We start from the raw sequence: 18,060 nt of genomic DNA, 5'->3' as shown, positions 1-18,060 counted from the left end.
CGAGTTCATCGGAAGTCCTCCTCGCGGTACTCGGCGTCCGACCCCGCGGCCGTCGCCTCGCGCAGTTCGATCCGGCGGATCTTGCCGGAGACGGTCTTGGGCAGCTCGCCGAACTCCAGCCGCCGGATGCGCTTGTACGGGGCGAGGACGTCCCGCGAGTGCTCGAACAGCACCTTCGCCGTGTCGGGCCCCGGCTCCCAGCCCGCCGCGAGCACGACGTACGCCTTCGGCACGGCGAGCCGCAGCTCGTCCGGCGCGGGCACCACCGCGGCCTCGGCCACCGCCTCGTGCTCCAGCAGCGCGCTCTCCAGCTCGAACGGGGAGATCTTGTAGTCGGAGGCCTTGAACACGTCGTCGGACCGGCCGACGTAGGTGATGTAGCCGTCCTCGTCGCGCGAACCGATGTCGCCGGTGCGGTAGTAGCCGCCGGCCATCGCCTCCGCCGTACGGTCCGGGTCGCCGTGGTAGCCGGTCATCAGGCCCACCGGGCGGTTGGACAGGTCGAGCGAGATCTCGCCCTCGGTCGCGCCCGGGGCACCGGACACCGGGTCGAGGAGTTCGACCCGGTACCCCGGACTCGGCCGCCCCATCGAACCCGTCTTCAGCGGCTGGCCGGGGCTGTTGGAGACCTGGACGGCGGTCTCGGTCTGCCCGAAGCCGTCCCGGATGGTGACGCCCCAGGCCCGCCGGACCTGCTCGATGACCTCGGGGTTCAGGGGCTCCCCGGCGGCCAGGGCCTCGCGGGGCGGGGTGCGCAGCTGGGTCAGGTCGGCCTGGATGAGCATCCGCCACACGGTCGGCGGGGCGCAGAACGTCGTCACACCCGCGCGGTCCATCTCGGCCATCAGCCGGACCGGGTCGAAGCGCGTGTAGTTGTGGATGAAGACGGTCGCCTCGGCGTTCCAGGGCGCGAACAGGTTCGACCAGGCGTGCTTGGCCCAGCCGGGCGAGGAGATGTTGAGGTGCACGTCGCCGGGCTGGAGCCCGATCCAGTACATGGTGGCCAGATGGCCGATCGGGTACGAGGTGTGGGTGTGCTCGACCAGCTTGGGGTGGGCGGTGGTGCCCGAGGTGAAGTAGAGCATCAGCGGGTCGTCGGCGAGGGTCGGGGCGGGGTCCCGTACGAAGAGGGAGGCGGAGGTGTCGTAGACCTCCTCGAAGTCCAGCCAGCCGGGCCGCTCGCCACCCACCGCGATGCGGGTGTAGTCGCCGGGTACCTCGTCGAACTTGCCGGTGTCCTCGGAGCGCACGATGACGTGCCGGACCCGGCCGCGGTCGACGCGGTCGCGCAGGTCGGCGGGGCCCAGCAGCGGGGTGGCGGGGATGACCACGGCGCCGAGCTTCATCGCGGCCAGGGCGGTGATCCACAGTTCGGCCTGGTTGCCGAGCATGACCAGGATCCGGTCCTCGGCGCGGACACCTCGTGTGCGCAGCCAGTGCGCGGCCTGGTCCGAGCGGACGGACAGCTCGCCGAAGGACAGCTTGGTCTCGCGCCCGTCCTCCTCGACGATGTGCAGCGCGGTGCCGGCGTTGCCGTGGGCGATGACGTCGAACCAGTCGAAGGCCCAGTTGAAGTGCTCGGGCCGGGGCCAGGAGAAACCCTCGTAGGCCGTGGCATAGTCCTCGCGATGCGCCAACAGGAAATCCCGCGCACTACGGAACGACTCGCTTGCCGTAGTCATCTGTCCTCCTAGTAACCGGACCATTGCCGGGCGGCTCTCTGACATCGTGTAATCCGTGATGTGGGTCTCACTACCCCCGTACGGGGGTGAGTGCAGCGGAACGGCCGCAATGAAGGGGCAAGCGGGTGGCGACGGACGCGGCGGGGATGGTGGAGATTCAGGCGGCACTGGTACGGCTCCGGCGCGGCACGGGGCTGCCGGTCGCCTTCGGCGGCCTGGTCGAGAGCGGCCGGCAGCAGATGCGCATCAGCGAACTGAGCGGCACGCTGACCCCGTCCCTGCGCGCCCTCGCGGTGAACTCGGGCAACGGTCTCGGCGGCAAGGCCGTCGCCCTCGCCCGCCCGTGCGCCGTCCTGGACTACTCCGCCTCCCGCCAGATCAGCCACGAGTACGACGCCCCGGTGGCCGCCGAGGGCCTGCGCGCGATCCTCGCGGTCCCGGTCGTCGTACGGCGCCGGGTGCGCGGTGTCCTCTACGGCGCGCTGCGCACCGCCCAGCCGCTGGGCGACCGGATGCTGAGCGCGGCGATGGCGGCGGCCCGGGACGTGGAACAGGCGCTGGTGGTCCGGGAGGAGGTGGGCGAGCTGCTGAGCGCGGCGCGTCCGGCACCGGTGCCCGACCCGGCGGCGAGCGCGGTGTGGGAGCAGGTGCGGGAGGCGCACGCGGCGCTGCGGGCGCTGGCCCCGCGCATCCCGGACCCGGCACTGCGGGCCGAACTCCTGGACGCCTGCGGCCTGTTGACGGCCGACGCGGCCACCGGGGAGGTGGAACTGGCGCCCCGGGAACTGGACGTACTGACGTGCGTGGCGGCCGGGGCGACGAACGCGGTGGCGGCGGAGCGGCTCGGGCTGCGGCCGGAGACGGTGAAGGGGTATCTGCGCTCGGCGATGCGGAAGCTCGGCGCGCACACGCGCGGGGAGGCCGTGGTGGCGGCGCGGCGGGCGGGGGTGCTGCCGTGAGACAGGCCCCGGGGACCGACTCCGGTGAGGGCCGTCTATTCATTCATCGGAGCTTTGAATTTCCTCCTGTCACACGGTTGTTATTTCCCTCACGACCCCATCCATCCGAATTTCAAGGACTGATTGCCTAATATTGGCCCGGACACGACACACGAGGGGAGCGGTGACCGTGCGACGGGACTTCAAGGAGCCGGCCAGAACCCGCCCCGACCTGGTCATCGGCCGGGAGGAGATGTTCAACGCCGCCCGCGACCAGCTCGCCGGCGGTGGCAGTGTGCTGCTCCACGGCCCCGCCGGAATAGGAAAGTCGACCGTCCTGCGGGCGCTGAGCGCGGAATACGGCGACTCGGCGCGGACCGTGTTGCGCTGCTCGGCCACGGAGTCCGAATCGCATCTCCCCTTCCTGGCCCTCGCCGACCTCCTCGGTCTGGTCCTCGACGAGGTGTCCGAGCGGCTGCCCGCCGCCCAGCGCACGGCACTGGAATCCGCCCTCACCGGACGCGGCGAGTCCTCCCTCCAGCGCGACGGCCTCGCCCTGCGCCTCGCCGTCCTGTCGGCGCTGCGCGCGCTGGCCGCCGACGGTCCCGTGCTCGTCGTGGCCGACGACCTCCAGTGGCTGGACCCGGCCAGCGCGGAACTCCTCGGCTTCGCCGCCCGCCGCCTCGGCGACACCCAGGTGCAGATGATCTTCGCGGTGCGCACCGAGGGCCAGGAGTACGACCGCTATCTGAACGCCTCGCCGCCCGACACCCTCGCGTTCCGGCTCAGCCCGCTCTCCCGGGCGCAGGTCTCCGCGCTGCTCGACGACCGCGGCTACACCGGACTGCCCCGCTCCACGGTCCGCGAGATCCACCGCACCAGCGGCGGCAACCCGCTGTTCGCGCTGGAGCTGGGACGCGCCCTCGCCGAGAACCCCACCCCGCCCAGACCCGGCGAGCCGCTGCCCGTGCCGACGTCACTACGCGCGTTGGTGCTGAGCCGGCTCGACATGCTGCCCGCCGAGGCCCGCCGCACCCTGCTGGTCGCGAGCGCCGGCGCCCGCCCCACCGTGGCCCTCCTCCAGACCGCCGGCCGCGAGAACGCCGAGGCCGAGACCGCCCAGGCCGCCGAACTCGGCCTGCTGGCAACGGAACCCGAGGGTCCCGCCGTACGGTTCGCGCACCCGCTGATCTCCGCCGCGCTGTACGCGGAGGCCCCCGCGCAGGAACGGCGGGCCGCGCACGCGGCGCTGTCGACCGCGGCCTCCGACCCCATCGAGCGCGCCCGGCACCTCGCCCTCGCGACCACCGGCACCGACCCGGAGGTCGCCGCCCGGCTCGCCGAGGCCGCCACTCTCGCCCGCGACCGCGGGGCGCCCTCGGTCGCCGCCTCCCTCGGACTGCTCGCCGCCCGGCACACCCCCGGCGACAGCGTGCCGGGTCCCGACGAGCGGCGGTTGCAGGCCTCCGAGGACGCGATCACGGCGGGCGAGCTGGATCTCGCCCGGGACATCGCGCGCGACGTGCTGAGCCGGACCTCGGTGCCCGCCGAGCGGGTGCGGGCCTGGATCATCGTGATCGACACGGCCGGCCACGCCATGGCCGACGTCGACGCCGTCTTCCCGCAGGCCCTGGCCGACGCGGGCGACGACCCCCGGCTGCTCGGCCTGGTGCGCTACCAGCTGGCCTGGCGGGGGCTGCTCGTCGAGGGCGACTTCGCGGAGGCCCGGGCGGAGGCCGCGCGCTCGGCCGACCTGGCGGCACTCGCCGGTGACCGGCGCACCGAACTCCTCGCGCTCTCCTTCCAGGCCCAGACCGAGACCCTGATGGGCCATCCGGACGCGCCCCTCACCATCAAGCGCGCGCTGAAGGAACCCCAGGACCCGAGGGTGGCCTGCCATCACAACGGCGCCGGTTCGGCCCGCTTCCGCTGGCTGGTGATGAGCGATCAGCTGCCGGAGGCCCGTGCCACCATCACCGCGCTGCTGCGCGAGGTGCGGCGGCGCGGGTCGGTGGAGAGCGAGGTGCACTTCCTGCGCGGCTTCGCCGAGACCGAACTGCGCTCCGGGCACTGCGGCCGCGCCCTCGACCTCGCCCGCGAGGGCCTCAGGCTGGCCCGCGACTCCGGCATCGGCCAGACCGCGTCCGCGATGCTCACCGCGCTCGCCGAGGCCTCCGGCGGTGACGTCGAAGAAGCTCTCGCCCTAGCCCGGGAGGCGGTCGAGCACGCCGAGGAGGACGGCGACCAGATGTACCTGTCCCGGGCCCTCGGCGCCCTGGGATACGCCCAGTTGGTCGCCGGGGACGCCCACGGCACCGTCCGCTCGCTGCGCCGGGTCCGCGAACTGGAGCAGGCCCTCAAGGTGACCGACCCGGCACGCGGCCGCTGGCACGGCGACCTCGCCGAGGCCCTCGTGCGGATCGGCGAGACCGCCGAGGCCCAGGACGTCATCGACGTCACCCGCGAACGCGCCCTGCGCCTCGGCCGCGAGAGCGTCCTCGCCGTGCTCGACCGCGCCGAGGCCCTGGTGCGCGCGGCCCGCGGCGAACACGACGCCGCCGTAGCGCAACTGACGTCCGTTCAGGACCGGCTCGCCAAACTCGGCTACGGCCTGGAGGAGGCCCGCGCCGCCTTCGCGCTGGCGTCGCTGCGCACCGCACAGCCCGGACCGACGTCGTACGACGAGGCGACCCGCCTCTTCCGCCGCTGCCGTGCGCTGCCCTGGCTGCGCCAGGTGGACGAGGCCGCGGTCACCCGCCCGCCGGAGCCGGCGCCCGCGGCCACGCCCGCGCCGCCCGCCCTGGACGGGCTCGACGGGCTGGCCTCGATGGAGCGTCAGGTCGCCGCGCTGGTCATGGAGGGCGCCACCAACCGGGAGATCGCCGCCCGGCTGTTCATCAGCGTCAAGACGGTCGAGGCGACCCTGACCCGGGTCTACCGGAAATTGGGGATCCGCTCGCGGGTGGATATCGTCCGACTGGCGGCGGGGCGCCGTCCGAACTGAGGACCCTACGGGTTAACTGTGCGGCGACCGAGGGTTTTCCCTGCCCAACTCCCCTAGGGGGTTCCCTCATTGGGAGCAGGGTGTGCCTGGTTCTAGCTTATGGGTGTGCCGCTCGCCCGGGCATACGGGGGTCGGTCCCGCGACCCCCGTTGCACACCCCCACACCCGCGCGACCCCCCACCGGCAACCCTAATGAGGAGACTCATGTTCGGGCTCAACCGCGCCAAGAGATCCACCGCAGTCGTCGTAGCAGCCGCCGCTGCCGCAGCGACCGCACTGCTCAGCGCCCCCACCGCTGTGGCAGCCCCCCAGCCCATCGTCGGCGGTTCCACGACCACGACGACGTCGTACCCGTTCGTCATGCAGATCACGGACGCCTCGCAGAACCAGTTCTGCGGCGGCACGCTCGTCTCCGCCACCAAGGTGATCACCGCGGCTCACTGTATGGTCGGCGAGACCACCAGCAGCGTGCGCGTGGTCGGCGGCCGCACGTACCTCAACGGTACGAACGGCACCGTCAGCAAGGTCAGCAAGATCTGGATCAACCCCAGCTACACGGACGCCACCAACGGCGACGACGTGGCCGTACTGACCCTCTCGACCTCGATGCCGTACACGACGGCGTCGTACGTCTCCTCCTCACAGACCAGCGTGTACGCGGCCGGCACCACCGCCCGCATCCTCGGCTGGGGCACCACCTCGGAGAACGGCAGCTCCTCCAACCAGCTGCGGACGGCGACCGTGCCGATCGTGTCCGACACCAGCTGCAAGAGCTCCTACGGTTCGGACTTCATCGCGTCCGACATGGTTTGCGCCGGATACACATCCGGCGGCGTAGACACCTGCCAGGGCGACAGCGGCGGTCCCCTGCTCATCGGGGGCGTCCTGGCAGGGATCACTTCTTGGGGCGAGGGCTGTGCCGAGGCGGGTTACCCGGGTGTCTACACCCGGCTGACCACGTTCTCCAGCCTGGTGACCACACAGGTCAACTCGTAACCCGGAAGGTCTCCTGAGTACTCCTCAGGGAAGAACCAGGGTGCGTTGCGGGCTTCCACGAGCAGCCCGCAACGCACCCTATCCATGTGCCCGGCAAGCCTTTGATGCCTACTGCTTGTCGGCGATGAGCTGCCCCGCCGCTCCCCAGCTGTCGGCGGGCACCTCGTGGATCCACACCTGCACGGTCTCGGCGGGGATCTTGTACGCGTCCACGAAGGCGTCGGTGACCCGCTTGACGAGGTCCCGCTTCAGCTCGACGTCGCGCGGGCCCTGCTGGATGGTCACGATGGGCATGCTGAACTCCCTTGAGTCGGGCTCCTGTTCGGTGAGTCCAGTTCATCGCGCCGGGCGTCCCCGACCAAGAAGCAGCTTGCGAACGCAGCGATCAGTTCTCGTGATCGCCGCAGGCCAGCAGCAGGGTGTCGAGATGCGGGGACGGGTTCGTGGCGTGCACGGCGAGGCCCGTCGACAGCGCGAGACCGGGTGCCTCGAACGGTACGAAGGCCACGCGCGGGTTGTGCAGGACGCGCGCGTGGGAGGCGTAGACGACCGTCCACAGCGGGCGCGTGCCGATGCTGGCGAGGGTGTCCTGGAGTGACCCGCTCACGGGTCCCGGCAGCGGCTCGAAGCCGGCCCGGTGACAGGCGCCGACGACGAGATCGACCAGCGCCGGGTTGTTCCGGCGCTCGGTGACCGCGAGCGGCAGCGCGGCGAGCTCGTCGACGCGGATCTCGGGACGCGCGGCCAACGGATGCGAGGTGGGGACGGCGGCCACGAGGGGATCGGGCCACAGGGGCAGCACCCGTACACCCGGCACCGGCTCGACGGCGCGGACGAACGCGGCGTCCAGCTGCCCGCCGGCGACCCGGGCCAGCCGCTCCCCGACCGGCAGCGAGAACAGCTCGACGGGCACGTCCGGTGCCCGCTCGGCGAACGCGCCGAGGACCCGGTCCAGATGCGCGCCGAGCCCGGTACTGGTCCCGATCCGCAGCCCCGCCGGCGGCGCGACGGCGGCCCGGGCCCGCTCGGCGGCGGCCAGCACCGCCCGCGCCTCGGGCAGCAGCCGCTCCCCCGCCCCCGTGAGCCGCACCCGCCGGGGCGACCGGTCGAACAGCTCGGCGCCCAACTCCCGCTCCAGCCGCCGGACTTGCTGACTGACCGCGGACTGCACGATGTGCAGCCGCTCGGCGGCCCGCCCGAAGTGCAGCTCCTCGGCGACCGCGACGAAGTAGCTGAGCTGCCGCAATTCCATGGGTTCGACTCTAGAGGGGGCTCCTGGACTCCTGTTTCAATGAGCGCCGGATGGGAGTTGATGGAAATGGTGTCCACGGACCGCTTTCTCGCCTTCGCGGCGATGTCGCTGCTGGTGATCGTGATCCCGGGGCCGAGCGTCCTGTTCGTCATCGGCCGCGCGCTCGCCCACGGCCGCCGTACGGCGGTGGCGACGGCGATCGGCAACGTCTTCGGCTCGTACCTGCTGGTGACGGCGGTCGCCTTCGGCATCGGCTCACTCGTCGAACGCTCGGTCACGATCTACCTGACGGTGAAACTCGCGGGCGCGGCCTACCTCGTGTACCTCGGGGTCCAGGCCTTCCGCCACCGCAAGGACCTGAAGGCCTCGGCGATGCGGACGGACCAGGCCTCGGAACCGCGCGGCGACCTCCGCACGGTATTGGACGGCGCACTGGTCGGCGTCACGAACCCCAAGGGCGTGGTGTTCTTCGCCGCCGTACTCCCCCAGTTCGTGAACCACTCGGCGGGCAACGTCCCCCTCCAGATGCTCCTGCTCGGCCTGATCCCCATCTCCATCGGCCTGGTCACGGACACCCTGTGGGGCCTGACCGCCTCGGCGGCCCGCACCTGGTTCGCCGGCTCCGACCGCCGTCTGTCCCTGATCGGCGGCGCGGGCGGCTTCACGATGATCGGCCTGGGCGTGACGGTCGCGGTGACGGGCCGCGCGGACTGACCCGCTACGCCCCTACGCCCCTACGCCCCTACGACCGTCCCGAACCGGATGTCGTACGACGTCCCCGGGTGCAGGGTGTCGAGCATCCGCGCCCCTTCGGCGGTCACGTCGTCGCGCTGGGCCTTGGTCAGCCGACCGAAGGGCTCGACGACGAGGTGACCGTCGCCGTCGTCGATTTTCCACACCCCGGCGAGGAAGCCGTCGACGAGGAGCGTGCGGTGGGCGACGTTGCCCTGCCAGGCGCGGCCCCAGTACTCGGCCGGTACGACCCGGGTGCGGTCGGCGTGGGAGAGGAGCAGGTTGTCGAACTCGGGCAGGAAGCGCGGCGGGGCCGGGGTGTCGGCGGCGGGGCGGGGCGCGTCCGGGAGGTCGAAGAGTTCGACGCCGTTCGGGTCGTGGAAGGTGACGAGCCGCGGACGCAGCCGTTCGAAGGCCTCGCGCAGTCGGGTCAGGCCGGCCCAGGTCTGCATGTCCTTGACGGAGGCCGGGCCGAAGGCGGCGAGATAGCGCAGCACGGTCGCGTCCGGGGTCGGCACGGGTTCGGCGGGCCGGCCGAGCCAGTGCTCGGCGGTGGTGAGCGCGACCTGACCGCTCCTCCCCCACAGCCCGCGCGGGGTGACCTGGACGAGCGGCAACCGGCACCGGGCGGCGATCGCGAGGGCCTGCGGATCGGCGTCGGGCCACTCGACGAGCAGGGCCTCGCGCAACTCCTTCATGGTGCGCGGCTCGGCCTCGACGAGTTCACGGGCGAGTACGGCGAGCCGGTCCAGGTCGACGCCTACGAGCCCCTTGCGGAAGTTGCCGAGCTCACGGTCGCGGGCGGCCTGCACCAGCGGGCGCAGGGTGAGGGCGTCGTCGGCCGTGTGGGTGTGGATGGTGGACCGCATGGTGACGATCCGGACAACCTCGCGCTCGGCCATCGGCCCGGACAGTGCCCCGGGCGTGAAGCCGTCGAGGCGGGCGGCGAGCGCGTAGTACGGCGGCTTGACGTTCTGGGCCTGGAGGCCGAGGAGATGCTCGACGGCCGCTGTGGCGGAGAGCGGTGAGCGGCGCAGGAGGAGCTGCCGGTCGAGGGTGGCGCGGTTGAGTGCGCGGAGGTCGAGTACGGGAGCGGTCGGGTTCTTGGCCATCGGGGTCTTCGCCTTGGTCACAGTCCGCACGCTAGCGACGATTGCGGACACGTTCGGTCCGCAACTCTCACCGAATCCCGGACCCGATCACACGCAGAGGTTGTTTGCCCCGTATATCCTGCTCGTGCCCTTGCTCCGTGATCACGCAGACACAGGCCCGATCGAGAGGCACCGCGATGCCCCAGCGACGCGCCCGCCCCACCTCGAAGAACGGCTGGACCGGCAGGCCCGGTGGAACCGGCAGGAAGTCCGGCTGGCGCCGCACGCCCGCCCCGCCCCCACCCCCCGCACCGGAGCCGCCCCGCTCCACCACCGACGCACCCCCCTCCGAGCCCTCCGACGCGGGCAGTGTCGTCCAGGCCGCGCTGTACCGGGACGGGGTACGGGTCTCGGCGCCGGACACCCTCGCGGACACCTTCCGCGAACTGCGCGAACAGCCGTCCGGCATGGCCTGGATCGGCCTCGCCCGCCCCACCGAGGCCGAACTCCTCTCCCTGGCCGCCGAGTTCGACCTCCACCCGCTGGCGGTCGAGGACGCGATGGAGGCCCACCAGCGCCCGAAACTGGAACGCTACGGCGACACGCTCTTCGTGGTCCTCAGCGCCGCCCGGTACTTGGACACACCGGAGGAGGTCGACTTCGGCGAACTGCACGTCTTCGTCGGCCCGGACTTCGTGATCACGGTCCGGCACGGCGCGGCCCCCGACCTCTCGGCGGTCCGCCAACGCATGGAGGAAACACCGGAGTTGCTCAAACTCGGCCCCGAGGCGGTGCTGTACGCGATCCTCGACGCGGTCGTCGACGGCTACGCGCCGGTGGTCGCCGGCGTCCAGACCGACATCGACGAGATCGAGACGGAGGTCTTCCGCGGCGACCCGGCGGTCTCCCGCCGCATCTACGAACTCTCCCGTGAAATGGTCGAGTTCCAGCGCGCCACCCGCCCCCTGGTCGGCATGCTCCACAGCCTGATGGCGGGCTTCGCCAAGTACGGCACGGACGAGGAACTCCAGCGCTACCTACGCGACGTCGCCGACCACGTCACCCACACCAGCGAACGAGTAGACGGCTTCCGCCAGGCCCTCACCGACATCCTCACGGTGAACGCGACCCTCGTCACCCAGCAACAGAACGCGGAGATGCGGGCGTTGGCGGAGGCGGGGTTCGAACAGAACGAGGAGATCAAGAAGATCTCGAGCTGGGCCGCGATTCTGTTCGCCCCCACGCTCGTAGGAACCATCTACGGCATGAACTTTGAGAACATGCCTGAGCTTGGGTGGCGCTTCGGATACCCCTTCGCGATCGGCCTGATGGGGCTGGTCTGTGCGAGTTTGTACGTTATTTTCAAGCGGCGGGACTGGCTCTAGCATCCGTCGATCGCCCTTCACCTGAGTCCCTGGGCGCGGACTTGGAGTCGTGGTCCTGGGTACGTGGCTCAATCGGTGCCGGGTTGGACGAGCTTGAAGACCAGGCGGGCGACGGCCCGTTGGGCGGCTTGGCGGACGCGCATCGGGGGCGGCAGGGCGGGAGTCCGTGCGGGAGCGCCTGCCAGGCGGGGGAAGAGGGTTTCGGCGTTGGTGCGGTTGACGGCCTGGAGGACACCGGGGTCGACACCGCTGTCGAGGCCGTTGGCGAAGTACTGGCCCGCGACGACGGGGGCGAACGGCCAGTCGCTGCCGAAGAGGATGTGTCCGGGGCGGGCAAACGCGAGCAGCGTGGGCAGGGCGGCGGAGCTGGAGGACAGCGCGGTGTCGTAGTAGAGGCCGCGGAAGTCGTCCAGTACGTCCAGGGGGCTGCGTCCGGTGTCGCCGGCGATGGCGACGGCCATGCGGTGGGAGGCGTAGGGCACGAAGCCGCCGGCGTGGCTGAGGATGAACCGGATGTTCGGGTACCTGCGTACGACGCCGTTGCGGACCAGGAGGTATGCGGCCCTGGTGGTGTCGAGGAGGAAGTCGGCGGCGAACGGCGGGATCCTGTCGACAGCGGGTGCCGGGAGGTCGGCGGGGTGGACGAACACGACAGCGCCCCGGTCGTTCAGGGTCTGCCACAGTTCGTCCTGGCCGCCCGCTCCGACGTAGACGCCCCGGTTGTTGGCGAGCAGGGTGACCCCGTCGGCTCCCAGCCCGTCCAAGGCCCGCTCGGCCTCGACGGCGGAGGCGGCGGCGTCGGGCATGGGCAGCGTGGCGAAGTACCCGAAACGGCCCGGGTGTTCGGCGGCGAGGGACGCGGAGAAATCGTTGAGCTGTCGGGCCAGGTCGGCGGCCTCGCCCGGATCGGCGAGGAAGCCGGTGCCCGGCGTGGAGACCGACACGATCGCCGTGGCGGTGCCCAGCAGGTCCATCACCTCCAGGGCGGACTCGGCGCTCCACTCGGGCAGCTCACGGCCGCCGGCCTCGGCGATGCCCGCCCGGGTGAGGAGGTCCCGGTAGAAGGAGGGAACGATGTGCTGGTGGACGTCGACCCGGCCCGCCGCGCCGGTCACGAGGCGTCCCCCTCGGCCTGCTGGACAGTGAGCGGGTCGAGCGTCACGTCGGTGAGCAGGTCTACGGGGCGGCCTCTCAGCGGTCGTACGAGGTCGTCGGCTGCGTCCGGCACGGCGAACAGGTCACAGCCGTGGGCGTGTCCGAGCTTGTCGGCGGCGATGAACACCTCCAGCGGAACGTTGCCGGCACCGGCGCCCATGCCCGCGAGGACGGCGTCGACGCGTTCGGCGACCCCGTGCATGGTCGACAGACCGCCGGAGTCGACGACATGGACGCAGGTGGCGCCACGACTCTCCATCAGCTTCGCCTGACGGGCGAGGTGTGCCGGGTCGGTCATGTGGCTCATCATCAGGAAGCCGACGGTGTCCATGCCCAACTCCCGCGCGGCCGCGATGTATTGGACGGAGACGTCGGCCTCGGTGCGGTGCGTGGCCACGCCGACGACGGAGGCTCCCGCGCGGGTCGTGGACGCTGCCGCTGCCGCTGCCAGGCAGGAGGAGCCGGCGTGATGTCGAGGTTTCCAGCCTGGGCGGGCAAGCAGTCGTGGGCGCTGGTGACTTCGGGCATGACCGTCAACTCTCAGCGGGTCGATCGGCGCCACCAGGTCGACGGCGTCGCCATGGATCTCCCGGTGCACGAACAGACCGTCGGCGCCGGCGACGGCGACGGCGTAGGTGGCGAGCGTGCGCACGGCGTCCTCGTCCAGATCCGGGAACACCGTCCCGGCCACCTCGGTGATCTTCTGGGTGGCGATGTCACGGACCTGGAGGAACACCGTCCGGCCCCGGGGCTCGGTGGGCCGCCGCTCCAGGGCGAGCATCAGGCCGAGGCGCAGGAAGTCCGGCGCGTCGACCAGCGACCTGGCCACGTTCGCCGCCATGACGGTGACGCGCTCCAGCGTCGTGCCCGTCTCTTCGCCGGGCAGCTCGACCGCTGCCAGCCAGGTCTCGAAACCGCGCTCGATGCCGGCGGCGATCAGGTCGTCCTTGTCCTTGAAGTGCCAGTAGATCGAGCTCGCCGGCAGCCCGCACTTCGCGCTGACCGCCGCGATGGACGTGCCCTCGTCACCGCGCTCGCCCGCGATCTCGACCGTGGCGTCGAGGATGCGCCGCCGTGACTCCACCCCGCTCGCCCGCTTCTTGCGCGTCGCCTGCGGCCTGCTCATCGGATGCGCCCTTCCTGTCGTGCCGCCACTTGACCCCGTTCCGCCACGACCTTACCGTAGCGATCGTTCCAACTGGAGTAAACACTACAGCAACATGTCAGCAACACACCGCGACAGGGACGACAGCGAGGTGCCTGGTGAGCGAGTCCAGAGCCGGAGACATGACCTACGACGTGGCGGTGATCGGCTACGGCCCCACCGGCGTCACCGCCGCGAACCTGCTGGGGGCGCTGGGCCTGCGGGTCGTCGTCCTCGAACGCGACGCCGAGATCTACACCCGCGCCCGCGCGATCTCCACCGACGAGGAGGTCCTGCGGATCTGGCAGCGCACCGGTCTGGCCGAGCGGCTGAAGCAGGACATGCTGGCCGAGCGGCCCCTCGATTTCGTCGACGCGCGCGGCCGGCCGTTCCTCAGCGCGCACCCCACCCCGCGCGGACACGGGCATCCGCCGCAGATGTTCATCTACCAGCCGGCACTGGAGCGGGTCCTGCGCGACGGCGCCGACCGGTACCCCGACGTGGAGATCCTGCTGCGGCACGAGTGCCTACGGATCCAACAGAGCCAGGACAGCGTCGAGTTGACGGTCCTGTCCGCCGCCGACGATTCCGTACGACGCCTGCGCGCCTCCTACGTCATCGCTGCCGACGGCGGCTCCAGCCTCACCCGTGCCCAGCTCAACATCGGCTACGAGGGCAGGACGTACGAGGACCGCTGGGTCGTCATCGACACCGAGATACTGAAGCCGTGGCCGGACCACGACCGGCTGCGCTTCCGCTGCGACCCGGCCCGCCCCGCCGTCGACTGCCCGACCCCGCTCGGGCACCACCGCTGGGAGTTCCCGATCCTGCCCGGTGACGACGAGCAGTACCTGACCACCGACGAGGCCATTTACTCGATGGTGGCCGCGTACGGGATCGGCCGGGACCAGATCAAGATCCTGCGGGCCACCGTCTACAGCCATCATGTCCGCTTCGCCGCCCGCTTCCGCACGGGCCGCGTCTTCCTCGCCGGCGACGCCGCCCACGCGATGCCGCCGTGGATCGGCCAGGGCATGGCCGCCGGTGTGCGGGACGCGGCCAACCTGTGCTGGAAGCTGGCCGCCGTGCTGCGCGGCGAACTGCCCGAGGCGGTGCTGGACAGCTACGAGGCCGAACGCAAGCCGCACGTCAAGGAGATCACCGAGCGGGCGGTGTTCGTCGGGCGGATCATCACCGAACGGCGCCTCCCGGTGACCCGCGTCCGGAACACCGCACTGCGCGGGCTCAACCGCGTACCGGGCTTCGGCAACTGGCTCCAGGACTCCCACTGGATACCCGTCGCCCACTACTCCGCCGGCTTCCAGGCCCGACCCCGCACCAAGGCGTCCGGCCACCAGATCCCGCAGCCCTGGGTGACCGGCCCCGGCGGTGAACGCGTACGGCTGGACGACGTCCTCGGCGGCCGCTGGCTGCTCCTGCACGGCGGGCACCCCGTGCCCCATCCCGCGTGGGACCGCCTCGGTGTTCCCTCGCTCACCGTCACGCCCGCCGGATCCGAGCCGGCCGAGGGCACGGTCGTCGACAGCGAAGGGGTCCTGCTGCCCTGGATGGCCGGGCATCGCGCGGCCACTCTCGCACTGCGCCCTGACGCCTACGTCTACGCGGCCGCACCCACCGGTGCCCAACTCCCGCCGCCGCCCGCCGGTTTCGCCCCGGCGTCGCGCGCGACCGCCTCGATCGCCCTGTGAGGACTGCCATGACCACGCACACCGAACTGCCGTCGATGCGGGAGTCCCTGCTCGACGTCGCCGGCAAGAAGATCTTCGTCGCGGAGACCGGGGACGGCCCGCCCGTACTCCTGCTGCACGGCGGCGGACCCGGCGCCTCCGGAATCTCCAACTACCACCGCAACATCGCGGAGTTGGCCAATGAGTACCGGGTCATCGTCCCGGACCTGCCCGGCTACGGCCGCAGCGCCAAGGGCGTCGACGGCGCCGACCCCTTCGGGTACCTCGCCGACGCGATCCGCGCCCTGCTCGACCAACTCGGCCTGGAGAAGGCGCACTTGGTCGGCAATTCCTACGGCGGTGCCTGCGCCCTGCGTCTCGCCCTGGACACGCCCGACCGAGTCGGGCGGATGGTCCTCATGGGTCCCGGTGGCATCGGCACCACGCGCGCACTGCCCACGCCCGGCCTCAACAGCCTGCTCAACTACTACTCCGGGGACGGCCCTTCGCGGCTGAAGCTGGAGAAGTTCATCCGCACCTACCTGGTCTTCAACGCCGCCGACGTACCGGACAGCCTCGTCGACGCGCGCTATGCGGCCAGCATCGACCCGGAGGTCGTCGCGGCTCCGCCGCTGCGGCGCCCGAAGTCGCTGCGCGCCTTGTGGAAGACGGACTTCACGCGCGACAGGCGCCTGGCCCGGCTGCCCGTGCCGACCCTGGTGCTGTGGGGCGCCGCCGACAAGGTCAACCGCCCCAGCGGCGGCCGGATGCTGGCCGAGCGGATGCCCAACTGCGATCTGTACGAGGTCGCCAACACCGGTCACTGGGTCCAGTTCGAACGCGCCGAGCTGTTCAACCGGCTGTGCGCCGACTTCCTGGCAGGCCGCCGATGAAGGCCGCCGCTTCGGTCTTCGGCGCAGTCCACCTGGGCTACGTCGTCATCGAGACCAACCGCTTCGCCGACTGGCGCCGCTTCGGCACCGAGGCCATCGGCATGCACCGTGACGACCTCGACTCCGGCCTGACGCGGTTCCGGCTCGACGACCAGGAGTGCCGTTTCCTGCTCAGGCGTGGGCCTGCCGAGGACGTCGTCGCCACCGGCTGGCACCTCGACGACCACACGACCTTCGAGCGGATCGAGGCCCGTATACGCGCCCACGGCGTCCCCGTCGCCGAAGGCACCAGGGAGGAGGCGGAGTTGCGCGGCGTCGAACGTCTCCTGCGTTTCCCCGGCCCCAAGGGCATCACCCAGGAGATCTACACCACGCCCGTCCTCTCACCCGAGCCGCTGCGGATGCTCGCGTCCGGGTTCGTCACCGGCGACTCGGGCATGGGCCACATCGCGATCACGTCCACCAGGCCGGCTCAGCTGCGGGGCTACTTCAACACCGTCTTCGACGCCCGGCTGACCGACTTCATCGACGAGACGATCAGCGGCGTCAAATTCAAGATCCGCTTCCTGCGGGTCAACGAACGCCACCACTCCATCGCCGTCGCCGCCGTCCGCGGCCTGCCGATCGACCCGGTCCGCACCCGCGTCCAGCACCTCAACATCCAGGCCGCCACCCTCGACGACATGGCCCGCAGCTACCAGCGGGTGCACGAACTCGGCTTCGACATGGCCCTGTCCATCGGACAGCACACCAACGACAAGGAACTCTCCTACTACGCCCGCACCCCCTCGGGCTTCGAGTGGGAGGTCGGCTGGAACCCCGTCGTCGTCGACGAGACCACCTGGCAGCCCAGCACCCACCAGGGCATCAGCATCTGGGGCCACACCCGCGTCGGCCAGACGATCGTCGACAAGCTCGACCAGTTCCGGCTCGGGGCCCGCTCCCTGGCCCGCCCGGAGGTCACCGTTCCCGCCCTCAGCGGCGCAGGCATACCCGACGACTGACCGCCGTTCCCACCAGCGCATCACCGCGCCCGAACGTCACCGCATCCATGAGGCAGAGGAGAGCCGCCGATGCCCACCCCTCCGACCAGCCCGCTCCTGGGTCCCCCGCGGGACCGGGTCGACCTGGCGCACGGCGGCAGCAGCCTCCTGATCGCCCAGCTCAAGAACCACATGCTGCGACGGACGGAACGAACGTGAACCACCTGCCGAGCGACCACGAACCCCTTGCCATCCGCCCGGGCAGCACGACCAGCGGGAGTACGACCGCTCCGGTACCGACCACCTCAGGGATCTTCCCGGTCTGGCTCCGCGAGGACCTGAAGCGAGAAACCGCCCTCCAGTACTGGAAGGGACCGCACGCCCAGATCGTCGCGCGGCTGCCCGGCATCACCGAGTACCTCCAGCATCACTTCTCCCCCACCGATCACGGTTACTGGCCCTCGTCCCCCACCGTGGGCACCGCCGTCCCCCCGAACTGGCGCTGCGACGGCATCGCCGAGGTCAGGATGGCGAGCACGGTCGCCGCGCTCACCATCCCGGTCCACATGCGCGAGGTGTACCTCGACGAGCAGAACCTCTTCGACCGGGTTCTCGGAAACCTGACCGGCCCACGAGCGGGCCGCTGGTGGACCGACGGCCACGACGCGGGCGTCGGCCACCGCACCGTCCTTCTGCTGCGCCGACGTCGTGGAGTGAGCCGCCGCGCGTTCCGCAGGTACGTTCACGACCGCATCGGCCCCGCGCTCCACGAGGCCGGCGTGCGTGACCTCCGTACCTACACCTTCCTGCCCTGGACCTCGCTTCCGCATCCCACGCCCGGCGTCTCGCACGAGAATCCGACCTTCCGCCGCTACCACGGATGTGTCGTCCTCGGAGCCGGAAACCGCTCCGCCGTGGCCGAGATCCTGGCGTCCAAGCAGGTCGCCGAGCTGGTCGCCGATCAGCACACGGTCATGACAGCCGTCCACGCGTTCACCGTCGAGCACACCGAGCCGGTCATCGGGACAGGCCCCCTGGTCAGACGCTGCCAGGGCCGGCTCAGGGGCAGCGGTCCGATCGACCGGCGCTGACGGGTGGGCGGCCTGATAAGGCGGAC

General features: G+C 71.3%; 15 protein-coding genes and 2 pseudogenes. 10 read left to right on the top strand and 7 right to left on the bottom strand.

The window, feature by feature from the left end:
• Positions 1–5: 5 nt before the first annotated feature.
• A complete protein-coding gene (locus SSP08S_RS29080; protein WP_026178922.1) occupies positions 6–1,682 on the bottom strand; it encodes an AMP-binding protein in 1,677 nt (558 codons plus the stop codon).
• A gap of 146 nt (positions 1,683–1,828) precedes the next feature.
• On the opposite strand from SSP08S_RS29080, the gene SSP08S_RS29075 reads away from it, so the two are divergent.
• From SSP08S_RS29075 to SSP08S_RS29065, 3 genes are all read left to right on the top strand, one after another.
• Positions 1,829–2,641, top strand: coding sequence for a response regulator transcription factor (locus SSP08S_RS29075; RefSeq protein ID WP_043259776.1), 813 nt, complete (start codon positions 1,829–1,831; stop codon positions 2,639–2,641).
• A gap of 163 nt (positions 2,642–2,804) precedes the next feature.
• Entirely contained in the window at positions 2,805–5,624 is a 2,820-nt protein-coding gene (locus SSP08S_RS29070) for an ATP-binding protein (RefSeq protein WP_019071166.1), read from the top strand.
• 204 nt (positions 5,625–5,828) lie between these two features.
• Entirely contained in the window at positions 5,829–6,620 is a 792-nt protein-coding gene (locus tag SSP08S_RS29065) for a S1 family peptidase (protein WP_019071165.1), read from the top strand.
• A 108-nt stretch (positions 6,621–6,728) separates the two neighbouring features.
• Here SSP08S_RS29065 and dmpI read toward each other — a convergent pair whose 3' ends face one another.
• Both dmpI and SSP08S_RS29055 read right to left on the bottom strand, forming a co-directional pair.
• Complete coding sequence (gene dmpI / locus SSP08S_RS29060; protein WP_019071164.1) at positions 6,729–6,914, bottom strand: 4-oxalocrotonate tautomerase DmpI; 186 nt, start codon at positions 6,912–6,914, stop codon at positions 6,729–6,731.
• Between the two features lie 91 nt (positions 6,915–7,005).
• The gene (locus SSP08S_RS29055; RefSeq protein WP_019071163.1) at positions 7,006–7,872 is read right to left on the bottom strand and encodes a LysR family transcriptional regulator; all 867 of its coding nucleotides are present in this window, start codon (positions 7,870–7,872) and stop codon (positions 7,006–7,008) included.
• A gap of 66 nt (positions 7,873–7,938) precedes the next feature.
• Here SSP08S_RS29055 and SSP08S_RS29050 point away from each other — a divergent pair, with 66 nt between their 5' ends.
• Entirely contained in the window at positions 7,939–8,586 is a 648-nt protein-coding gene (locus tag SSP08S_RS29050; protein ID WP_019071162.1) for a LysE family translocator, read from the top strand.
• Positions 8,587–8,606: 20 nt separating this feature from the next.
• Here the strand turns inward: SSP08S_RS29050 and SSP08S_RS29045 are convergent, their stop codons facing one another.
• Positions 8,607–9,716, bottom strand: coding sequence for a winged helix DNA-binding domain-containing protein (locus tag SSP08S_RS29045; RefSeq protein WP_051106005.1), 1,110 nt, complete (start codon positions 9,714–9,716; stop codon positions 8,607–8,609).
• Between the two features lie 176 nt (positions 9,717–9,892).
• On the opposite strand from SSP08S_RS29045, the gene SSP08S_RS29040 reads away from it, so the two are divergent.
• Positions 9,893–11,080, top strand: a complete 1,188-nt coding sequence (locus SSP08S_RS29040; RefSeq protein WP_019071160.1) for a magnesium and cobalt transport protein CorA — start codon at positions 9,893–9,895, stop codon at positions 11,078–11,080.
• Between the two features lie 68 nt (positions 11,081–11,148).
• Here the strand turns inward: SSP08S_RS29040 and SSP08S_RS29035 are convergent, their stop codons facing one another.
• From SSP08S_RS29035 to SSP08S_RS63645, 3 genes and pseudogenes are all read right to left on the bottom strand, one after another.
• Positions 11,149–12,195 carry an amidohydrolase family protein gene (locus SSP08S_RS29035; RefSeq protein ID WP_019071159.1) on the bottom strand — a complete coding sequence of 349 codons (1,047 nt, stop codon included), beginning with the start codon at positions 12,193–12,195 and terminating at the stop codon, positions 11,149–11,151.
• A gap of 62 nt (positions 12,196–12,257) precedes the next feature.
• A pseudogene (locus SSP08S_RS63650) lies at positions 12,258–12,656 on the bottom strand (hydroxymethylglutaryl-CoA lyase-like TIM-barrel protein); the annotation flags it as partial.
• A gap of 135 nt (positions 12,657–12,791) precedes the next feature.
• Positions 12,792–13,361 (bottom strand): annotated as a pseudogene (locus SSP08S_RS63645) (TetR/AcrR family transcriptional regulator); the annotation flags it as partial.
• Positions 13,362–13,522: 161 nt separating this feature from the next.
• Here SSP08S_RS63645 and SSP08S_RS29025 point away from each other — a divergent pair.
• From SSP08S_RS29025 to SSP08S_RS29005, 5 genes are all read left to right on the top strand, one after another.
• The gene (locus SSP08S_RS29025) at positions 13,523–15,088 is read left to right on the top strand and encodes a bifunctional 3-(3-hydroxy-phenyl)propionate/3-hydroxycinnamic acid hydroxylase (protein WP_019071157.1); all 1,566 of its coding nucleotides are present in this window, start codon (positions 13,523–13,525) and stop codon (positions 15,086–15,088) included.
• Positions 15,089–15,096: 8 nt separating this feature from the next.
• The gene (locus SSP08S_RS29020; RefSeq protein WP_019071156.1) at positions 15,097–15,960 is read left to right on the top strand and encodes an alpha/beta fold hydrolase; all 864 of its coding nucleotides are present in this window, start codon (positions 15,097–15,099) and stop codon (positions 15,958–15,960) included.
• Complete coding sequence (locus SSP08S_RS29015) at positions 15,957–16,964, top strand: VOC family protein (RefSeq protein WP_019071155.1); 1,008 nt, start codon at positions 15,957–15,959, stop codon at positions 16,962–16,964. Before SSP08S_RS29020 ends, SSP08S_RS29015 begins: the two co-directional genes overlap by 4 nt.
• Positions 16,965–17,033: 69 nt before the next feature.
• Positions 17,034–17,162, top strand: a complete 129-nt coding sequence (locus tag SSP08S_RS64255) for a hypothetical protein (protein ID WP_019071154.1) — start codon at positions 17,034–17,036, stop codon at positions 17,160–17,162.
• Entirely contained in the window at positions 17,159–18,034 is an 876-nt protein-coding gene (locus SSP08S_RS29005; protein WP_019071153.1) for an EthD domain-containing protein, read from the top strand. Before SSP08S_RS64255 ends, SSP08S_RS29005 begins: the two co-directional genes overlap by 4 nt.
• Positions 18,035–18,060 lie beyond the last annotated feature (26 nt).

This window comes from Streptomyces hokutonensis (assembly GCF_000376565.1).
In the GTDB taxonomy this organism is placed as follows: domain Bacteria; phylum Actinomycetota; class Actinomycetes; order Streptomycetales; family Streptomycetaceae; genus Streptomyces; species Streptomyces hokutonensis.
The sequence above is the reverse complement of the archived record's forward strand: the minus strand, read 5'-3'. Positions and strand labels throughout refer to the sequence as shown.

What these genes read in the sequence shown, in the direction of transcription:
- SSP08S_RS29080 (WP_026178922.1), bottom strand. Translation starts at nt 1,682, where the DNA reads ATGACTACGGCAAGCGAGTCGTTCCGTAGTGCGCGGGATTTCCTGTTG.
- SSP08S_RS29075 (WP_043259776.1), top strand. Translation starts at nt 1,829, where the DNA reads ATGGTGGAGATTCAGGCGGCACTGGTACGGCTCCGGCGCGGCACGGGG.
- SSP08S_RS29065 (WP_019071165.1), top strand. Translation starts at nt 5,829, where the DNA reads ATGTTCGGGCTCAACCGCGCCAAGAGATCCACCGCAGTCGTCGTAGCA.
- dmpI (WP_019071164.1), bottom strand. Translation starts at nt 6,914, where the DNA reads ATGCCCATCGTGACCATCCAGCAGGGCCCGCGCGACGTCGAGCTGAAG.
- SSP08S_RS29055 (WP_019071163.1), bottom strand. Translation starts at nt 7,872, where the DNA reads ATGGAATTGCGGCAGCTCAGCTACTTCGTCGCGGTCGCCGAGGAGCTG.
- SSP08S_RS29050 (WP_019071162.1), top strand. Translation starts at nt 7,939, where the DNA reads ATGGTGTCCACGGACCGCTTTCTCGCCTTCGCGGCGATGTCGCTGCTG.
- SSP08S_RS29045 (WP_051106005.1), bottom strand. Translation starts at nt 9,716, where the DNA reads ATGGCCAAGAACCCGACCGCTCCCGTACTCGACCTCCGCGCACTCAAC.
- SSP08S_RS29040 (WP_019071160.1), top strand. Translation starts at nt 9,893, where the DNA reads ATGCCCCAGCGACGCGCCCGCCCCACCTCGAAGAACGGCTGGACCGGC.
- SSP08S_RS29025 (WP_019071157.1), top strand. Translation starts at nt 13,523, where the DNA reads ATGACCTACGACGTGGCGGTGATCGGCTACGGCCCCACCGGCGTCACC.
- SSP08S_RS29020 (WP_019071156.1), top strand. Translation starts at nt 15,097, where the DNA reads ATGACCACGCACACCGAACTGCCGTCGATGCGGGAGTCCCTGCTCGAC.
- SSP08S_RS29015 (WP_019071155.1), top strand. Translation starts at nt 15,957, where the DNA reads ATGAAGGCCGCCGCTTCGGTCTTCGGCGCAGTCCACCTGGGCTACGTC.
- SSP08S_RS64255 (WP_019071154.1), top strand. Translation starts at nt 17,034, where the DNA reads ATGCCCACCCCTCCGACCAGCCCGCTCCTGGGTCCCCCGCGGGACCGG.